The sequence below is a fragment of the Hymenobacter sp. AT01-02 genome, assembly GCF_000961955.2.
GTDB lineage: Bacteria > Bacteroidota > Bacteroidia > Cytophagales > Hymenobacteraceae > Hymenobacter > Hymenobacter mucosus.
In genome coordinates this window covers 54159-68542 of record NZ_JZIR02000003.1, presented here as the reverse complement: position 1 = coordinate 68542, position 14384 = coordinate 54159, and the positions used below count along the sequence as shown (strand labels likewise).

At 57.3% G+C, this 14384-nt stretch carries 21 protein-coding genes; 7 read left to right on the top strand and 14 right to left on the bottom strand.

Annotation, left to right across the window (positions count from 1 at the left end):
* The first annotated feature begins 36 nt into the window (after positions 1 to 36).
* The gene (locus VI25_RS01260) at positions 37 to 759 is read left to right on the top strand and encodes a DUF72 domain-containing protein (RefSeq protein WP_045689658.1); all 723 of its coding nucleotides are present in this window, start codon (positions 37 to 39) and stop codon (positions 757 to 759) included.
* Positions 760 to 839: 80 nt separating this feature from the next.
* Here the strand turns inward: VI25_RS01260 and VI25_RS01255 are convergent, their stop codons facing one another.
* The 7 genes from VI25_RS01255 to VI25_RS01225 form a co-directional block, all read right to left on the bottom strand.
* Positions 840 to 1349 carry a hypothetical protein gene (locus tag VI25_RS01255; RefSeq protein WP_055562188.1) on the bottom strand — a complete coding sequence of 170 codons (510 nt, stop codon included), beginning with the start codon at positions 1347 to 1349 and terminating at the stop codon, positions 840 to 842.
* The gene (locus VI25_RS01250) at positions 1322 to 1516 is read right to left on the bottom strand and encodes a hypothetical protein (protein WP_045689656.1); all 195 of its coding nucleotides are present in this window, start codon (positions 1514 to 1516) and stop codon (positions 1322 to 1324) included. Before VI25_RS01250 ends, VI25_RS01255 begins: the two co-directional genes overlap by 28 nt.
* On the bottom strand, positions 1516 to 1974 hold the full coding sequence (locus tag VI25_RS01245; protein ID WP_082455346.1) for a hypothetical protein: 459 nt from the start codon (positions 1972 to 1974) through the stop codon (positions 1516 to 1518). Before VI25_RS01245 ends, VI25_RS01250 begins: the two co-directional genes overlap by 1 nt.
* Positions 1911 to 2288 (bottom strand): hypothetical protein, encoded by a 378-nt coding sequence (locus VI25_RS24555; RefSeq protein WP_052695410.1) that lies wholly within the window; start codon positions 2286 to 2288, stop codon positions 1911 to 1913. Before VI25_RS24555 ends, VI25_RS01245 begins: the two co-directional genes overlap by 64 nt.
* A gap of 19 nt (positions 2289 to 2307) precedes the next feature.
* Positions 2308 to 2541 (bottom strand): hypothetical protein, encoded by a 234-nt coding sequence (locus VI25_RS01235; RefSeq protein ID WP_045689655.1) that lies wholly within the window; start codon positions 2539 to 2541, stop codon positions 2308 to 2310.
* The gene (locus tag VI25_RS01230; RefSeq protein ID WP_045689654.1) at positions 2520 to 2822 is read right to left on the bottom strand and encodes a hypothetical protein; all 303 of its coding nucleotides are present in this window, start codon (positions 2820 to 2822) and stop codon (positions 2520 to 2522) included. The genes VI25_RS01235 and VI25_RS01230 overlap by 22 nt, the downstream gene beginning before the upstream one ends.
* A gap of 204 nt (positions 2823 to 3026) precedes the next feature.
* Complete coding sequence (locus VI25_RS01225) at positions 3027 to 3971, bottom strand: D-2-hydroxyacid dehydrogenase (RefSeq protein ID WP_316934219.1); 945 nt, start codon at positions 3969 to 3971, stop codon at positions 3027 to 3029.
* Between the two features lie 125 nt (positions 3972 to 4096).
* On the opposite strand from VI25_RS01225, the gene VI25_RS01220 reads away from it, so the two are divergent.
* A complete protein-coding gene (locus VI25_RS01220) occupies positions 4097 to 5149 on the top strand; it encodes a methyltransferase domain-containing protein (protein ID WP_045689652.1) in 1053 nt (350 codons plus the stop codon).
* A gap of 135 nt (positions 5150 to 5284) precedes the next feature.
* On the opposite strand, the gene VI25_RS01215 is transcribed toward VI25_RS01220, so the two are convergent.
* From VI25_RS01215 to VI25_RS01195, 6 genes are all read right to left on the bottom strand, one after another.
* Positions 5285 to 5566 carry a YMGG-like glycine zipper-containing protein gene (locus tag VI25_RS01215; protein ID WP_045689651.1) on the bottom strand — a complete coding sequence of 94 codons (282 nt, stop codon included), beginning with the start codon at positions 5564 to 5566 and terminating at the stop codon, positions 5285 to 5287.
* Between the two features lie 182 nt (positions 5567 to 5748).
* Positions 5749 to 6051, bottom strand: coding sequence for an alpha/beta hydrolase family protein (locus tag VI25_RS27535; protein WP_262489897.1), 303 nt, complete (start codon positions 6049 to 6051; stop codon positions 5749 to 5751).
* Between the two features lie 40 nt (positions 6052 to 6091).
* Positions 6092 to 8206, bottom strand: coding sequence for an alpha/beta hydrolase family protein (locus tag VI25_RS27530; protein ID WP_262489896.1), 2115 nt, complete (start codon positions 8204 to 8206; stop codon positions 6092 to 6094).
* A 202-nt stretch (positions 8207 to 8408) separates the two neighbouring features.
* Positions 8409 to 9119 (bottom strand): pirin family protein, encoded by a 711-nt coding sequence (locus VI25_RS01205; RefSeq protein ID WP_045690226.1) that lies wholly within the window; start codon positions 9117 to 9119, stop codon positions 8409 to 8411.
* A gap of 3 nt (positions 9120 to 9122) precedes the next feature.
* Positions 9123 to 9701, bottom strand: coding sequence for a nitroreductase family protein (locus VI25_RS01200; protein WP_045690225.1), 579 nt, complete (start codon positions 9699 to 9701; stop codon positions 9123 to 9125).
* 40 nt (positions 9702 to 9741) lie between these two features.
* The gene (locus VI25_RS01195) at positions 9742 to 10461 is read right to left on the bottom strand and encodes a pirin family protein (protein WP_045690224.1); all 720 of its coding nucleotides are present in this window, start codon (positions 10459 to 10461) and stop codon (positions 9742 to 9744) included.
* Positions 10462 to 10616: 155 nt separating this feature from the next.
* On the opposite strand from VI25_RS01195, the gene VI25_RS01190 reads away from it, so the two are divergent.
* Both VI25_RS01190 and VI25_RS01185 read left to right on the top strand, forming a co-directional pair.
* Entirely contained in the window at positions 10617 to 10955 is a 339-nt protein-coding gene (locus VI25_RS01190; RefSeq protein WP_045690227.1) for a winged helix-turn-helix transcriptional regulator, read from the top strand.
* An 88-nt stretch (positions 10956 to 11043) separates the two neighbouring features.
* Positions 11044 to 11991 (top strand): glutamate--tRNA ligase family protein, encoded by a 948-nt coding sequence (locus VI25_RS01185; RefSeq protein WP_055562185.1) that lies wholly within the window; start codon positions 11044 to 11046, stop codon positions 11989 to 11991.
* Between the two features lie 62 nt (positions 11992 to 12053).
* On the opposite strand, the gene nfi is transcribed toward VI25_RS01185, so the two are convergent.
* Positions 12054 to 12740: a deoxyribonuclease V gene (gene nfi, locus VI25_RS01180; protein ID WP_045690223.1), complete on the bottom strand. Its 687-nt coding sequence runs from the start codon at positions 12738 to 12740 to the stop codon at positions 12054 to 12056.
* 190 nt (positions 12741 to 12930) lie between these two features.
* Here nfi and VI25_RS01175 point away from each other — a divergent pair, with 190 nt between their 5' ends.
* The 3 genes from VI25_RS01175 to VI25_RS28155 are packed head-to-tail and all read left to right on the top strand — an operon-like array spanning position 12931 to position 14220.
* Entirely contained in the window at positions 12931 to 13500 is a 570-nt protein-coding gene (locus tag VI25_RS01175) for a hypothetical protein (protein ID WP_152981441.1), read from the top strand.
* Positions 13493 to 13774: a DUF1990 family protein gene (locus VI25_RS28160; RefSeq protein WP_201783248.1), complete on the top strand. Its 282-nt coding sequence runs from the start codon at positions 13493 to 13495 to the stop codon at positions 13772 to 13774. The genes VI25_RS01175 and VI25_RS28160 overlap by 8 nt, the downstream gene beginning before the upstream one ends.
* Positions 13759 to 14220, top strand: coding sequence for a DUF1990 family protein (locus tag VI25_RS28155; protein ID WP_201783247.1), 462 nt, complete (start codon positions 13759 to 13761; stop codon positions 14218 to 14220). Before VI25_RS28160 ends, VI25_RS28155 begins: the two co-directional genes overlap by 16 nt.
* Positions 14221 to 14384: the final 164 nt, after the last annotated feature.

The following is a 14384-nucleotide window of genomic DNA, read 5'->3' as shown; positions in this document are numbered from 1 at the left end:
GTAGGAACAAGCACTTATTCGCTACATGCTCTGCCCATGCCTACCTACCATATTGGTTGCTCAGGTTATCATTACCGCCATTGGAAAGGAGTATTCTACCCCGAAAAGCTGCCCCAGCGGCTATGGTTCGACTACTACAGCCAGCACTTTCGTACGCTGGAGCTGAACGTGACGTTCTACCGGTTTCCACAGCTGTCTTTCCTGGAAAACTGGTATCAGATCAGCCCCGCCGACTTTACTTTTTCGGTGAAAGCGCCGCGACTAATTACCCACTACAAGCAGTTCAACAACGTCAGCCAGCTTCTGTCCGACTTTTATGGTACTCTGCAGGAAGGCTTGCGCGAGAAGCTAGGGCCGGTACTATTTCAGTTGCCGCCCAAAGCTGCCTACCACGAAGACCGTCTCCAACGCACCCTCGACAGCTTGGATCCAGCCTTCGCCAACGTGCTCGAGTTTCGGCACCCCAGCTGGTGGAATGGGAACGTGTACGCCGAGCTTGCTCGTCGCCGCGTGACTTTTTGCGGCCAGAGTCACCCTGATCTGCCCGATGAAGTAGTCACGAACACGCCCCTGCTGTACTACCGCTTTCACGGCGTGCCCCAACTCTATCACTCCCCTTACAGTTCCGAGGCTCTGCACCGCATCCAAGAGCAAGTGCAATCTGCGCCGGGCTTACAGCAGGCCTACTTGTACTTCAACAATGACATTGGGGGCTCGGCTATTCATAATGCCCGCCAAATGCTACAGCTCATGGCATAGCAATAGTAAGCGTGGGGCGTATTGGAGTAAGCCGGTAGTATTACCAAGTATCCCAACACGCCCCGCAAGAGGCTCTAGTATCAGAGGGCGACGCCCGCTCGAAATCCAATACTGATGTAGCGGCCTTCGCTGCCGTAGTTACTCATCCCACTCTGGTAATAGTTGCCGTGTATGGTAGCGCGGGAGGATGCTTTGCGTACGCCTAGGCCCAGGAAAACATCAAACAAAACGGGTAGCTCGGGCAAGAAAAACTGGTTGCCTACCACGAGGGTGGCACCGTACCGGTCAATGGTTTCTGATTGCCTACGCAGGCGGTATTCGTAGTATGACAGTCCATCGGGGCTGCGCTCCGCTGCCCAGCTTTTGGCGTCAAACTGCATGCGGAAATGCTGGTAGCTCGGCCCATACGCTACATAAGGCCCTTGGGCTCCTGCGGCGCGCCCACTTAGATAAATACGGTGCTGCGCCTCCAACCCATAGCCCCGAACCCGGTCGTGGGCGCCCTCGCTTAAGTCGGAGGTGAGAGCCTTGACGGCGCCGTGGTACAGTTGGGGCGTGAGCATCAGGCGTGGCGAGATGTCGCCCGCCACATCTTCTCGACGCTGACGTGGTACCCGCCGGCAACAATAGGGAACAAGTTCAGCTTGACGTTCAGCAGGTGCTCCGGCTGGGGAGTTGCACCTCCTTGACCATGAGCGGTTGTGCTAGTACCTAGCAGCCCAGCACTCAGCCACCCTGCTACAAAAATGGCGCGCATTACTTGGTAGGCGTGATGGGCAAGTGGCTCAAAGGAGTAAGCTTACCACCCGTGTAACGGTACTGGTACAAGCCGTCGGGTCCAATAGCCAGCAGTTGCCCGCGGTGCGGAATCACATCCGACACGTTGATGCTGAAGCTTTGCGGAGCCGGCAACACGGGCGTGGTGCTGGTGCTAAATACCTTAAGCTCGTCTTTATCGCACACAAACAGTAGGGTGCTGTCTACGCCCAGGCCCATTGGGTGGCGCATGGGGTAGGACTGGGCTAGGCGTGGGGCACTCAGGTTGCTGAGGTCAATTACCTGGAGCTGATTGGGGCCACCACCGCATGTGCGGCCGTCGCGTAGAGTTACGTAGGCGTAGTTATCATCTACCACTACGGGGTCGCAGCTTACTACGTGCTCATAAAACGCCATTCGTTTGGGCTGGGCCGGCACACCAGCATCGAAGATGTACATACCCCGTTGGTACCCAAGAACAGGTAGGGTGCCCGCGGGTAAATAGTTTCGATACCGAACCCCAGCGGCACCACGGCTCCCCGCTCCGGAGCAGCCGGATTGGTAAGGCTAAACAAGCGGAGGCTGTTGTTATCGACGACGTAGAGCGTGTTGTTGAGCACCGAAAAGCGGGCCAATGAACCAGCTTTGCCATCATTCCCGGCGGCCAAGTCGGCGCTGGCGGGGCTGGCGTCGTTGTTGGCGCTGCAGCTACTAAGCGCCACGGCCAAGCTGCCGGCCAGGGTAGAAATAAGGAGGGTAGATAGGAACCGCATAGGATGGGGGAAGAATAGATTATAGTTTCTGCCAGCCCACCACTACCGCATCGGCGGGGCGGTTTTGGGGTTGGTATTCAGTGGGAACATCCCCGGTTTCGGGCATGGGTAGCTCGGGCACGGCCTCGCGTACGCGGTGGAGAAGGCGCGCTTCCTGCACGTTCGAAAGGTCGAAGGTGAGAAGGTCGGGGCCACTGTCGGCGTAGAGCAGGTTGCCCTTCATTGCCACGTCTACATTGCCAGGAATGCGCAAAAAGGCAACTGGGCGGGGGTGGCTTGGGTCTTGGTTATTGATGATGTGACTCCCTGATATCGTTCGTTAATGAGAATGTAGGGGTCGCGGAGGAAGATTTTGCCGGTGTTATGCATGTCGCGAGGTGGCAGCACGGCCACCGCCTGCTCTAGCTGAGGCCGGGCCATCAGCAGCGGCTTGTAAACGGGTATCGGTATTCGCTCGATGGGAGAAATGAGGGGGCAGGCCGTTAGGCTGGTTAGCAGCACTCCGCCCAATAGAAGAGAGTAGTATCGACGCATATATACAGAATAAGAGATGGGTAGTAGCTAGAGCATCTCTTGCATTCTAGGGGTTGCATCGGGTACAAGCGAAGTAAGAAATTTCTTAGGCGCTGTCCTAGCCTAAGAACTATCTGCATTAGGCCTGCCAATAGTTCTCAGGCTAGCTCGTGCACCCGCGGGTAACGGTATTTTGAGCCGGTGACAAAGGCTTGGAGGCCGTACCTAGTAGCCGCGGCCCAACTCTACCAGGTTTTCTAAGGGCTCTTGCTGAAGCAAGTGGTGCAGGTTGCGCAGAAAGACAGCTACTTTTCCTTCGTCTTCGCCAGGCTGGCCGCCGCCGCTGTGCTGAGTAAGCAAAACCCGGGGAAGAGTCCAAAGCGGGCTGTCGGTAGGTAGGGGCTCCTGCATCGTCACGTCTAGCACGGCCCCGCCCAAGCGGCCTGCCTGCAAGGCCGCAATAAGTGCCACTTCGTCGGTGGTGTTGCCCCGGCCCACGCTGGCGTAGATGCTATGCGGTGGCATAGCCGCAATCAGGTCGGCAGAAAAGAAGTTGTCGGCGCTACCAGGTAGGCAGTTTACTACAATGTCCGTGTCGGGGAGGGCGGCTCGTAGTTCTTCCTTGGAATGCAGCTGCGCCTGCGGATCGGTGCGGGCCAGGAAGCGCACGGCGCACTGAAACCCGCTGAGCTGCTGGGCCACGGCCTGCCCAATAGTGCCGCTACCCAGAATAATAACGCGCTTCTCGCGTAGCAGTCCCATGCGGTTGCGCAGGGGCGCGCCTATCCAGTGGCGTTGCGTTTGCCACACGGCCAACTCTGGTACGTAGCGGTACAAAGCCAGCAAGCCGGCTACCATGGTTTCGGCGCAGGGCCAGGCAAACAAGTCGCCCACGTTGGCTACTGGTGCCGAAACGCGCAAGTGTTGGTACCGGTCGATACCCGCCGAGTCGATTTGCCAGAACTGTATGTTCACTAGTGCGTCCTCCGCTAGCCACTCGAGTGGTGGGTTGCCCAGTAGTACATCGGCTTTTTGCAGCGCGGGCCGCTGCTCAGCATCGGGTAAGTCGTGGCGGAAAGTAGCCTGAACGTTGGCGGGAAGCTGACCGAGCAGGTAAGCGCGGGCCGAGTCGGAAAGGGAAGAATACACGAATAGCTGCATTTTCCTCATACTGCCTTAAGTAGGCACGGGGTTGCATTCGGCCTCCAACACAAATCCGGGGGGTTGTGTGTTGCGTATTGTTGCGTATACTATATTCGGCTAGAAGGCATCCAGCCGCTTACACGAACCCATCCATGGAAACCCTCACCCAACAACAGGTACAGGAGTACTACGGCCGCCAGCTTCGCACGCAAGACGACCTGCAAACTAACGCCTGCTGCACCGATGATATTCCGCTTGAGCACCGACAGATTCTGGCCCAGCTTGAGCCCGAAGTGCTAGAGAAATACTACGGCTGCGGCGTGGCCGTGCCCCCGGCCGTGGAAGGCTGCACCGTACTCGACCTAGGCAGCGGCAGTGGCCGCGACGCCTACCTGCTGTCGAAGCTGGTGGGAGAGCAAGGCCACGTAATTGGGGTGGATATGACGGAGGAGCAGCTATCCGTAGCCCGTCGCCACGTGCAAGCGCACACCGAGCGTTTTGGCTATCAGCAGCCTAACGTTGAGTTTCGTCACGGCTACATTGAAGACCTGCGCACGGCCAATATCCCCGACAACAGCGTGGATGTGGTAGTAAGCAACTGCGTCATCAACCTGAGCACCGATAAAGAAGCCACGTACCGGGAAATCTTCCGAGTGCTGAAGCCCGGCGGCGAACTACACATCTCCGACGTATTTGCCGACCGCCGTATTCCCGAAGTGCTGCGCCAAGACCCCGTGCTGTACGGGGAGTGCCTCAGCGGGGCCATGTATACCGAAGACTTTCGCCGCCTGCTTCACCACATCGGTATTCGCGACTACCGACTCACGGCCAGCCGCCTTCTAACCATCGGCAACCCTGAGATTGAGCAGAAGGTAGGCAACATCAAGTTTTACTCTCTCACGGTGCGGGCTTTTAAGCTCCCGCACCTGGAAGACCGGTGCGAAGACCACGGTCAGGTAGCAACCTACTTGGGCACCTTGCCCGGCCATCCGCACGCCTTCTCTCTCGACGACCATCACCGGTTTGAGACGGGGCGGCCCATGCTGGTCTGCGGCAACACGGCAGCTATGGTGGGCGAAACTCGTTATGCAACCCACTTCCGCGTCATCGGCGACCAAAGCCAGCACTTCGGCCTCTTCGACTGTGGCCCCAGCCCAGCGGTAGGAGCAGATGACGCAAGCGCGGCGGGTGGCTGCGGTTGCTAATAGCCTCAAGCTTCACGAAGACGCCTAGCCCGTTTGCCCGGCTACACCGGATGCCCAGCTGCGGGTAGGTGGCAACTAGCTTCAACAAAAAGCCCCGCTCTGAACAGAGCGGGGCTTTTTGTTGAAGCTAGTTGCTTATTTTTTATATGCTTCGTAGCGGGCTGGGTCTCTCTTCTTGTCCTTTTTCCGGCCAATTACGCCACCTGCGGCGGCGCCTACTACACCGCCTACTACGGCGCCTTTACCACCGCCTACTACAGCACCAGTTACAGCACCGGCACCTCCACCAATGGCCGCACCTTTTGCTTTTTTGCTCCAGCTTTTCTTAGTCTGGGCGTGTACTTCTGGAGTAGCTACAGTGCTGCCAAGTACAAAAACGGCCGACAACATGGCCGCATATATTTTGAGCGTTTTCATGACGTCTAGAGTTAGTGAGAAACTATATCTGAGGTCTAAAACGCAACGGCTTACAGTTGGGTTATACTTCTATTGTGAAATTTTATTTAGCCCGGCGTATAGCTACTGTTCAGCTGTGAAACAGGCCAAAAAAGAAACCCGCACTGGGAAAGGGCGGGTTTCTTTTTTAATACTCCTGACAACTACTTCACCGGGGCCGCCGATGCGCCGTCGGGTGTTGTAACGGCGCCTACACTGGCGGGATTTTTCACGTACTTGTCGAGCCACGTGTTCATTTCCCACAGCATGTGCATTACCGACTCGCGGGCGGCATAGCCGTGGGCTTCGGCTGGCAGCACCACGTAGCGCACTGTAGCTCCGTGGCCTTTCAGGGCGTTGTAGAACCGCTCACTCTGGATAGGGAACGTGCCGGAGTTATTGTCAGCTTCCCCATGGATAAGCAGGATTGGCGTCTTAATCTTATCCGCGAAGTTGAAGGGCGACATGTTGCTGTAAACCTCGGGCGCCTGCCAGTAGGTACGCTCCTCACCTTGAAACCCGAAGCGTAAGCGTGCGGTTGTACGCTCCGCTGCGTGCAATACCCGCCTTAAACAAGTTCGTGTGGGCAAGCAGGTTGGCCGTCATAAAGGCTCCGTAGCTGTGGCCCATTACGGCTACCCGCTTTGGGTCTACCACTCCCAAACGCTGCCCTTCATCAATGGCGGCTTTGGCTGATGCCGTTAGCTGCTCCACGTAGGTATCGTTCGGCTCCTTATTGCCTTCCCCCACAATAGGAATGCTAGTGCCTTGCAGTACGGCGTAGCCCTGGGTTACCCAGTACACCGGAGAGCCCCAGTTTAGGCGGGTGAACGTGTAGGGAGACCCTTTCACCTGACCAGCGTCCTTTTTATTCTTGAACTCTACCGGGTACGCCTCCATAAGTGTGGGCAGCGGGCCATCCTCCTTCTTGTAGTTGGGGGGGAGGTAGAGGTTTGCAGTGAGGTCTACGCCATCGGCACGCTTATATTTCAGCACCTGCTTCTGCAGATTGCCCAAGCTGGTGTAGGGGTTTGTGAACTTGGTTAGTGCGGTGAGCTTGGTAGTGCGAGCATCGCGCAGGAAGTAGTTGGGCACTTCCTGAGGCGACTCGCGACGCGTGACCAGCACGTGCTTGCTAGGGTCCAGAATGGTAACGGGCACCTCATAGTAGGGGGCCGCCGAACGCCACCACCGGGCGCTTTTCTTAGTACGCACATCGAGCTCGTCCACAAAAGGTCGGTCGCCTTCCGCCGAGGCCCCGGCACCCAGCAAATAGATAGTTGCGCTGTTGGCGTCGGTGGCAAGTACGTAGCGGCCCAGGGCATTGCGCTCCATAAACGGCGTACCAGGGTCGGTGTAGGTATCCTGCGCCGAGCGGTCGAAGAGAGGCGTGAGCGACGTTTTGGTGGCCAGATCGAGGGTCCAGGTGGTTTCGTGCCGGTCCGACCAGCGCGAGCCCTCCACAATAGCCAGCTTATCGGTGCCCCAGCGGATATTCTGGAAGCGCAACGGTAAGGCCGCCAGCTCCTGCGCTTGTCCATCGAAAGGAGCGGGCAGGGCGTAAATTCGGTCCCGCACGGCAGCCTCCGTCTTGGGGTCGCCACCATCCTGTGCTTCTACCCAGAAAACAGTGTTAGGAGCATCTTCGCGCCAGCCGTGGGAGCGAGGACCGATAGGAACCGCATCAAAGCTAGTAGGCACGTTGTCGGCCAACGGCTGATCCGACAGCTCTTTTACCACGAGGCCCTCCATATTCATTACCTCAACCCGCAGCGGGAAGCTGTAGAAAGGTAGAGTGTAGGAGTAGGGGCGGTGGCGGCGCTTTACCAATACAAAGCGGCCGTTGGGCGAAGTAGATACTTGCTGAATAAGGCCGGGCTGGCCCAACGGGTGCATACGACCATCGAGGCCTACTTTCACTACCTGGGTCAGGCCGTAGTAGTCGAACAGGCGCTCATCGGTAGAGTTTTTCAGCAAGTCTTGGTAGGTGCGCGCGGCAGCTGTGCGACCACTATTTTCTTGCACGATGGGGCCACTAGGAGTGACTAGCGTGTTAGGTGCCTCACCCCGGCCGCTTACTACAGCTTTGGCTACCAAGGTCTTGCTATCCGAAACCCACTCGTACGGGATGCCAAAGATGCCGTTCAAAAACAGGTTGGGTATTAGCCTAGCCGAAGCGGAGGCCACGTCCACTATCCACAACTCAATGTGGTCGGCGGTGGTATGGGTGAAAGCTACTTTGGTATTGTCCGGTGACCATTGCACGTCACTGATGCGCGCTTTCGCTGGCAACCCTTGCACCAGCAGTTCTTTGCCCTCGGGTAGGCGGCGCAATCGTAAGTTGGTAGCGTAGTTTACCCGGCTAGCTCCGTTGGTGCGCGGGTTGATGCGCAGGCCCGCTACCCGCAGCTCCGGCTGCGACAAATCCTGGATGGCGGGCATAGCCTGCACATCCTGTAGCAGCATCCACTGCCCGTTGGAAGCAAAGCTGACGCGTGGCGTAGCAGGAGCGTCGGCCAGAGCGGCAATAGCTCTGGGTGGCATCTGGTAGGGAAGGTCTTGAGCTAGGGTAGACCCGAGCGTAGCGCCCCACAGCGCCAACGTGAGACAGTATATTTTCATAGCTGAGCTTAAGCAAACACGAGAAAATTATAAACGAAGGTCGGGACAAACCAGCGGATTTTCAGCATGGTGTCAACAACCAATCAGCTAGTTGTCTCGTATGATGCCCGGTTTTCTTACTTCTAATAAGCCAAAAAAGCCCTTCTGCATGCAGAAGGGCTTTTAAATATGTGTGAAAGCTCCGCAGTAAACGGTCTGTATATTAGTGGTTTATTGGAGCTTCGATGAGAATAAATTTACTTTCTCTGTCCACGGCTACACTAATCAGGTCGGTTTCCCAAAGGCCGATGCTTTCCCGCTGTTGTACCACCTGGCCGTTCACTGTAAGCTGGCCTTCGAGTACAAATAGGAAGACTGACTTATTGAGCGGATTTAGACGGTAATCTACCTGCTGGCCGGCATCAAAGAACCCTAGACTAAGCTTGGCGTTCTGGTTGATCCAGCAGTGGGCGGTGCCTTCCTCATTGCTCACAATAGTTGTGAGCTGATTACGACGCTTCTCGGCAGGGAAGTGGCGGCGCTGATAGCGTGGCGTTACGTTCTGCAGCTTAGGCTCAATCCAGATTTGCAGGAAGTTTACCTGGTCGTCGCCTATGTTATACTCTTCATGGCGCAACCCCGAGCCGGCGCTCATAATTTGCACCCAGTCGGTAGTGACTTCCTCGGAGTAGCCAAGCGAGTCCTTGTGGTTCATGCGGCCAGCTAGCATCACCGAAATGATTTCCATGTTGCTGTGCGCGTGCAGGCCAAAGCCTTTACCGGCTTGCACAAAGTCGTCGTTGAACACGCGCAACAGGCCAAAGCCAGTTCGCTCAGGGTTGGCGTACGGACCGAAGCTCAGGGAAAAATTGCTCTGAAGCCAACCCGTGTCTTTTAGGCCCCGGTCGGCGGCTGTGGTGATGCGAAATGGCATGGCTTAGGCAGGGAGTTGGTTATGGAAGGCAATATCGGAGTAGTGCTTGCGCTGACGGGCGGCTTTCTCCCGGCTTAGGAACGGCTCGTCTAGCTGCTCAGCGGCGCCTACGTACCCCAAGGCAATAAAGCTTACGGGTTGCAGCGTGGCGGGGATTTGAAACGCCGCCCGGGTTTTTTCGGCGTCGAAGCCACCCATGAAGTGACCGTGCAACCCTAGGGCCGTGGCTTCCAGAATCAGGTTAGCATTGGCTAGTCCTAAGTCGTGAAGGGCGGCGCCGTTGGGAGTACCATTATCGTAATGGGTTTTGGCTAGCGCCAGAATAAGTACGGGCGCGTGTTTGGCCCAGGGTTGATTGCCAGGTAGCAGGCAGTCAACCATCTTCTGAAAGGTTTCCTGGTCGGTGTGATGAGCGTAGATGTAGCGCCAGGGCTGCTCGTTCATGGCGCTGGCTGCCCACGAGGCCGCTTCAAATACCTGATGGAGCGTTTCGGGAGCTACTGGGTAGCTGGCAAAGGCCCGGGGGCTCCAGCGTTTGCGAATATTTTCCTGAATAGGAAAGGTAGTGAGTGCGTTTTTCATCGGATGATAAGACTAAGGCAGTTCGTGCGTAGCGAGCAAGTTAGTTAAGCGACATAGGAACTTCCATCAGCAACAGACGAGTGTTGGAATTGGCTTGTACGGTAAAAGAAGCCGTATCCCAGATGCCAAACCCGTCGCGCGGATGCAAGGCTTGGCCGTTGATGGTCACGTCGCCTTCCAGCACAAATACGTAAACGCCGTTGCCAGGCTTCTTTACGTGGTAGTCAGTGCCGAAGCCGGCATCAAAATCGGCGAGGTGAAACCAGGCATCCTGATGAATCCACACGCCCGCATCGTCGGGATTCGGCGACAAGACCTGCTGAAACTGGTTGTGGCGGTCCGCGGCGCGGAAGGTCTGCTGATCGTAGCGGGGCTGCACGTTGCGCTTGTTGGGGAATACCCAAATCTGCAGAAACTTCACTTGCTCCGTCTGGCTGTGATTTTTCTCGCTGTGCGCAATGCCCGTACCGGCACTCATCACTTGTACATCACCACTCTGAATGATGCCGTGGTTGCCGGCGCTATCCTTATGCTCTAGCGTGCCGCTCAGCGGAATGCTGATGATTTCCATGTTGTCGTGCGGGTGGGTACCGAAGCCCATCCTGGCTGCCACGGTATCATCGTTGAGTACGCGCAGTACACCGAAGTGCACGCGCTGTGGATTGTGGTAGCCCGCAAAGCTGAACGTATGGTAAGAGTTCAGCCAGCCGTGGCTAGCGTGGCCGCGGGAGGTAGCAGGGTGAAGGAGGGTCTGAGCCATGGTGAGCGAAAGTGCAGAAGTGATGTAATCCGCAATTGATGTATATACATTAATTGGCTCTCAAAGTTCACTTGCTCACTATATATTTACAAGTAGTTACACCATTGTATACCAATATACTGGATGTAACCAATGTTCATAATCAAGTAGATACTATGGCAGTTCGCGGAAAAGAATTTCCAAATTGTGCGTTTCGGCAGACGCTGGACGTGCTAGAGGGTAAGTGGAAGTTTGCCATTATCCACAGCTTGTTGCTGCACGGCACCATGCGCTTTAAAACGCTGGAACGAGATGTAGCCGGTATTACCGCTCGTATGCTCGTCAAGGAGTTGAAACTGCTGGAAGCTCATGGCATTGTAAACCGGCGCGCCTACGCTACCGTGCCGCCCACGGTGGAATACACGCTGACGGAGTGCGGACTTAGCTTAGAGCCCATAATTGAGGCCATTCAGGCCTGGGGCGAGAAGAACCGAGCCGTTATCAGTCAGGCTTAGCTCAGCAGGTAGCCTGAAAGGAAGGGCTAGAAAATCACCCTCGGAATACTAGCCCAGCTACTTTATGGGGTGCACACTGCATCTTGCATTGTCTTTAATTGCCGGGCCTTTTCCTCATGTTGCAGCTTCCCACTTTGCCCATCGTTTCGCGGCTGGCACCCACGCCCAGTGGCTTTTTGCACCTAGCAACGCCCTAAACTTTACCCTAACATGGCTGGTAGTGCGCCAGGCTGGCGGCACCTTGCACTTGCGGATTGACGACTTAGACCGAGCCCGGTTTCGGCCTGCCTACCTCGATAACATCTTTCGCACCCTGGCATGGCTAGGGCTCGACTACGACCAAGGGCCCGCCGGACCCGATGCGTTTGAGCGGTACTTTTCCCAGCGGCATTTTTTGCCTGAGTACGAAGCAGCTCTGCAAAGTGCCCAGGCTGCCCACCCGGGCTTATTTTATGCCTGCCGCTGCTCTCGCACTGAGCTGGCCCGCTTGGCTCTGCCCGATGGACGCTACCCCGGTACGTGCCGCACTACCCACCTGGCGCTGGCCGGCCCCGATACTGCGTGGCGAGCCCACGTGCCGGCTGATGCTACCGTGTCGTTCCCGGACCTGGGCAGCGGCGCGGTGCACGTCAGCCTGGCCCAGGAGCTAGGCGACTTTGTCGTGCGCAAGAAAGATGGTACGGCCGCCTACCAGGTAGCATCGGTAGTAGACGACGTGCGGTTAGGTGTTACGCTTATTGTGCGTGGGCTTGACCTGCTGCCCAGCACGGCGGCTCAGTTATGGTTGGCGCACTACCTGCCCGGCGCGAGTCGCTTCGGGGCTACTCAGTTTTGGCACCATAGGCTGTTGCTAGACGAGGTTGGACAAAAGCTGTCCAAATCAACCCAGGCCAGCCACCAGCGCGGCATTATGGAGGCTGCCGGTAGCCCCCGCGTAGTGTACGCCGCCGCTGCCCGCCTCCTCCAGCTGCCCGCCGCTGCTGCTGAGTCGTTGGAAGCGTTGCGGCAGTATTTCAACCAGTGTACTACCCAATAAGCACTGCGCATACAAGGTGGGCCTTCGTGCTAACGTGTTGTACTCGTCATATTCCGCCACCCCTAGCGTAGCTCCTTCTTAAATTCTTCGGCCCAGTGGTCAGCGAGGCGGGTAGGCTCGGGGAGCTTGTAGCCGCGCAGGCAGGCCAGCGTGAGGCGGGTGGCGGTGGCTTGGTCGCAGCGGTGCCCAGGACTCACGAAGAGCGGATTCACCTTGTCCTTACTGCGGATGACTTCGCCCAGCAGGTCGCCGCTTTTGTCGGTGAGGGGAGAGAGGCTGCCCTTGGCAACGTCGGGGTCTTGGTATACACCAGTTAGCTTCTGCTTGGCCACCCCGAAAGTGGGCATATCGAGCATTACCCCAATATGAGCGGCAATACCCATGCGGCGCGGGTGCGCGATACCGTGCCCATCGACCATAATGATGTCGGGTTTTTGGTGCAATTGCTGGTAGGCGCGCAGCACATTGGGTGCCTCCCGAAACGATAACAACCCCGGAATGTAGGGCAGTTCTACGGTGCTGGTCTGGTACACCTTCTCCACAAGCTCCAGGCTCGGGAATTTCAGCACCACAAACACGGAAAGGATGGTTTCGGGGGTGGGAAAGGAGGAGTCGCAGCCCGCTATAAAGCGCGGCTCCTGCGAGAGGGGCTCAAGGCGTACGCGCGTGCGAAGCTCTTCCTGCTGCTGGGTGAGGTCGCGCACAATGCGCGGGTCCGCGGGGGGCGTATAGGGGCGGTAGTAGGCCATAGTAGGGTGGGAGGGTGTGGGTAGTGTACTGCCCCACCTGCCCGTAGGTTGGCATCTGGCGGCCGGCTTCGAACCAAATACGGAAGCTGGCTGGCCGCGCCATGCAGTAACTCCGCCTTAACCCGGCCCCAGGGGCGCACGTTACGACACCCAACCGCTGCGTATGCGGCTGACCTTTCCCCTCCGTGCTATGAGCAAATCCGAACAACCCGCCCACACCGGCAGTGGCCCCCTATTTGAGCGGCGCTACTGGGTAGATGTGCAGAACCCGCGCCGTACGGCGGCTGAGCTGTTTGAGCACATCAAATGCAACTTGCCCGAATTCTCCCCCGATTTGCTCGCCGATTTCGAGAAAGCCAAAGGCCAGGCCCATGAGTTGCGCGTGGACGATGAGTTTCGCATCAAGATTCTGGGTCCGTGGAACGGCGACGTTCGGGTAGATGAGATTGGCAACGACTACTTTGTACTGGTCACACTGGAAAGCCACCCCGAAGCTGGGCGCATCCGGTTCTCGCTGGGCCCTCATCCGCAGCTGCCCGATGCACTGCGCTTTGAAATTCACTCCTGGGCCCGCTCCCGCGACGGGCTGGTGGCCTTCACCTACGATACTTTGGGGATGGGCAAGCGCGTGCAGCAGCAAACCTGGGAAACCTTCTGCGAGCGGGTGGCTGAGGCTAGCGGAGGCTTGCTGCTAGGCCCTGTGCACGTAGAAACCGTAAGACAATCGGATACGAACACTGAAGTAACGCGCGATGCCTGAGTCCCGGCCCCTGTATGAGCTCCAGAAAGCTCGCCTTGAATCGTACGCCAAAGCAGGCTACAATTTCGACCTCGACCGCACCGACGAGTACACGGCCGAAAACGGCTGGCGGGTAGACGACTACGAAACGGAGTTGCCCCACGAGATGCCCGGCCCCCCGGACCCGCATGGGGCCTGGGCGGCCGCGCGGGAGGTGCTGCGCCGGTACACCTTTCCGCCTCCCGATCTTATTACGGGCATCTTCTTACCCGATCAGCCTTGGAACAGCGCGTAATGGTGCTGCGGGGGCAGTTTTTATTCTTTACCTTCTGGTTTGGGGTACGCATTGGCGGTGTTACCGACGAAGTGCAGGCCTTGTTCAGTGGGCAGCAGGAACAAGTCTGGGGCTATAACTACCGCACTTTGGAAGGACACTTCGAGCGGGGGCAGATCGACTTTACCGTTCACAAAAATCTTACTACTGGTCGCATCCGCTTCCATATTCACGCCTTTTCGCAAACGGGCCGTATCAGCAACCCCTTTTACTGGATTGGTTTTCGTCTGTTTGGGCGCATGCTCCAGCGCAAGTTTTCTACCGAGTCGATGAAGCGGCTGCGGGCCCAAGTAGAAGAAATGCTGCGCAAAGGCTGGACGTCCCCCACAACTACCGCTGGCCCACCCGTGCAGGCCGCCGCAGGGCATGAGGATGCCACCGAGCAATTGCGCAAAGCCACACAGTAGCCCTACTACTGCGCGGCTTACCTTGGTAGTAAGCGCATAGGTCGTAGCCTAGCGGCCCCTGGGTTACGGGTTCCGGCTGGCTCGGTAAACGTTTTCCTGCTAAGCCGCTGTACCATCTAGCACTAGGAAGGAGTAGCTAGAAATCAGGGCACAAGGTTCTTCAC

Coding starts and splice junctions, on each gene's coding strand:
- nfi (WP_045690223.1), bottom strand. CDS start 12,740: ATGGCCTACTACCGCCCCTATACGCCCCCCGCGGACCCGCGCATTGTG.
- VI25_RS01215 (WP_045689651.1), bottom strand. CDS start 5,566: ATGAAAACGCTCAAAATATATGCGGCCATGTTGTCGGCCGTTTTTGTA.
- VI25_RS01220 (WP_045689652.1), top strand. CDS start 4,097: ATGGAAACCCTCACCCAACAACAGGTACAGGAGTACTACGGCCGCCAG.
- VI25_RS01190 (WP_045690227.1), top strand. CDS start 10,617: ATGGCAGTTCGCGGAAAAGAATTTCCAAATTGTGCGTTTCGGCAGACG.
- VI25_RS01250 (WP_045689656.1), bottom strand. CDS start 1,516: ATGCGCGCCATTTTTGTAGCAGGGTGGCTGAGTGCTGGGCTGCTAGGT.
- VI25_RS24555 (WP_052695410.1), bottom strand. CDS start 2,288: ATGCGGTTCCTATCTACCCTCCTTATTTCTACCCTGGCCGGCAGCTTG.
- VI25_RS01225 (WP_316934219.1), bottom strand. CDS start 3,971: ATGAGGAAAATGCAGCTATTCGTGTATTCTTCCCTTTCCGACTCGGCC.
- VI25_RS01205 (WP_045690226.1), bottom strand. CDS start 9,119: ATGCCATTTCGCATCACCACAGCCGCCGACCGGGGCCTAAAAGACACG.
- VI25_RS27530 (WP_262489896.1), bottom strand. CDS start 8,206: ATGAAAATATACTGTCTCACGTTGGCGCTGTGGGGCGCTACGCTCGGG.
- VI25_RS01195 (WP_045690224.1), bottom strand. CDS start 10,461: ATGGCTCAGACCCTCCTTCACCCTGCTACCTCCCGCGGCCACGCTAGC.
- VI25_RS28160 (WP_201783248.1), top strand. CDS start 13,493: ATGCCTGAGTCCCGGCCCCTGTATGAGCTCCAGAAAGCTCGCCTTGAA.
- VI25_RS01260 (WP_045689658.1), top strand. CDS start 37: ATGCCTACCTACCATATTGGTTGCTCAGGTTATCATTACCGCCATTGG.
- VI25_RS01245 (WP_082455346.1), bottom strand. CDS start 1,974: ATGTACATCTTCGATGCTGGTGTGCCGGCCCAGCCCAAACGAATGGCG.
- VI25_RS01175 (WP_152981441.1), top strand. CDS start 12,931: ATGAGCAAATCCGAACAACCCGCCCACACCGGCAGTGGCCCCCTATTT.
- VI25_RS01230 (WP_045689654.1), bottom strand. CDS start 2,822: ATGCGTCGATACTACTCTCTTCTATTGGGCGGAGTGCTGCTAACCAGC.
- VI25_RS27535 (WP_262489897.1), bottom strand. CDS start 6,051: ATGTCGCCCTTCAACTTCGCGGATAAGATTAAGACGCCAATCCTGCTT.
- VI25_RS01200 (WP_045690225.1), bottom strand. CDS start 9,701: ATGAAAAACGCACTCACTACCTTTCCTATTCAGGAAAATATTCGCAAA.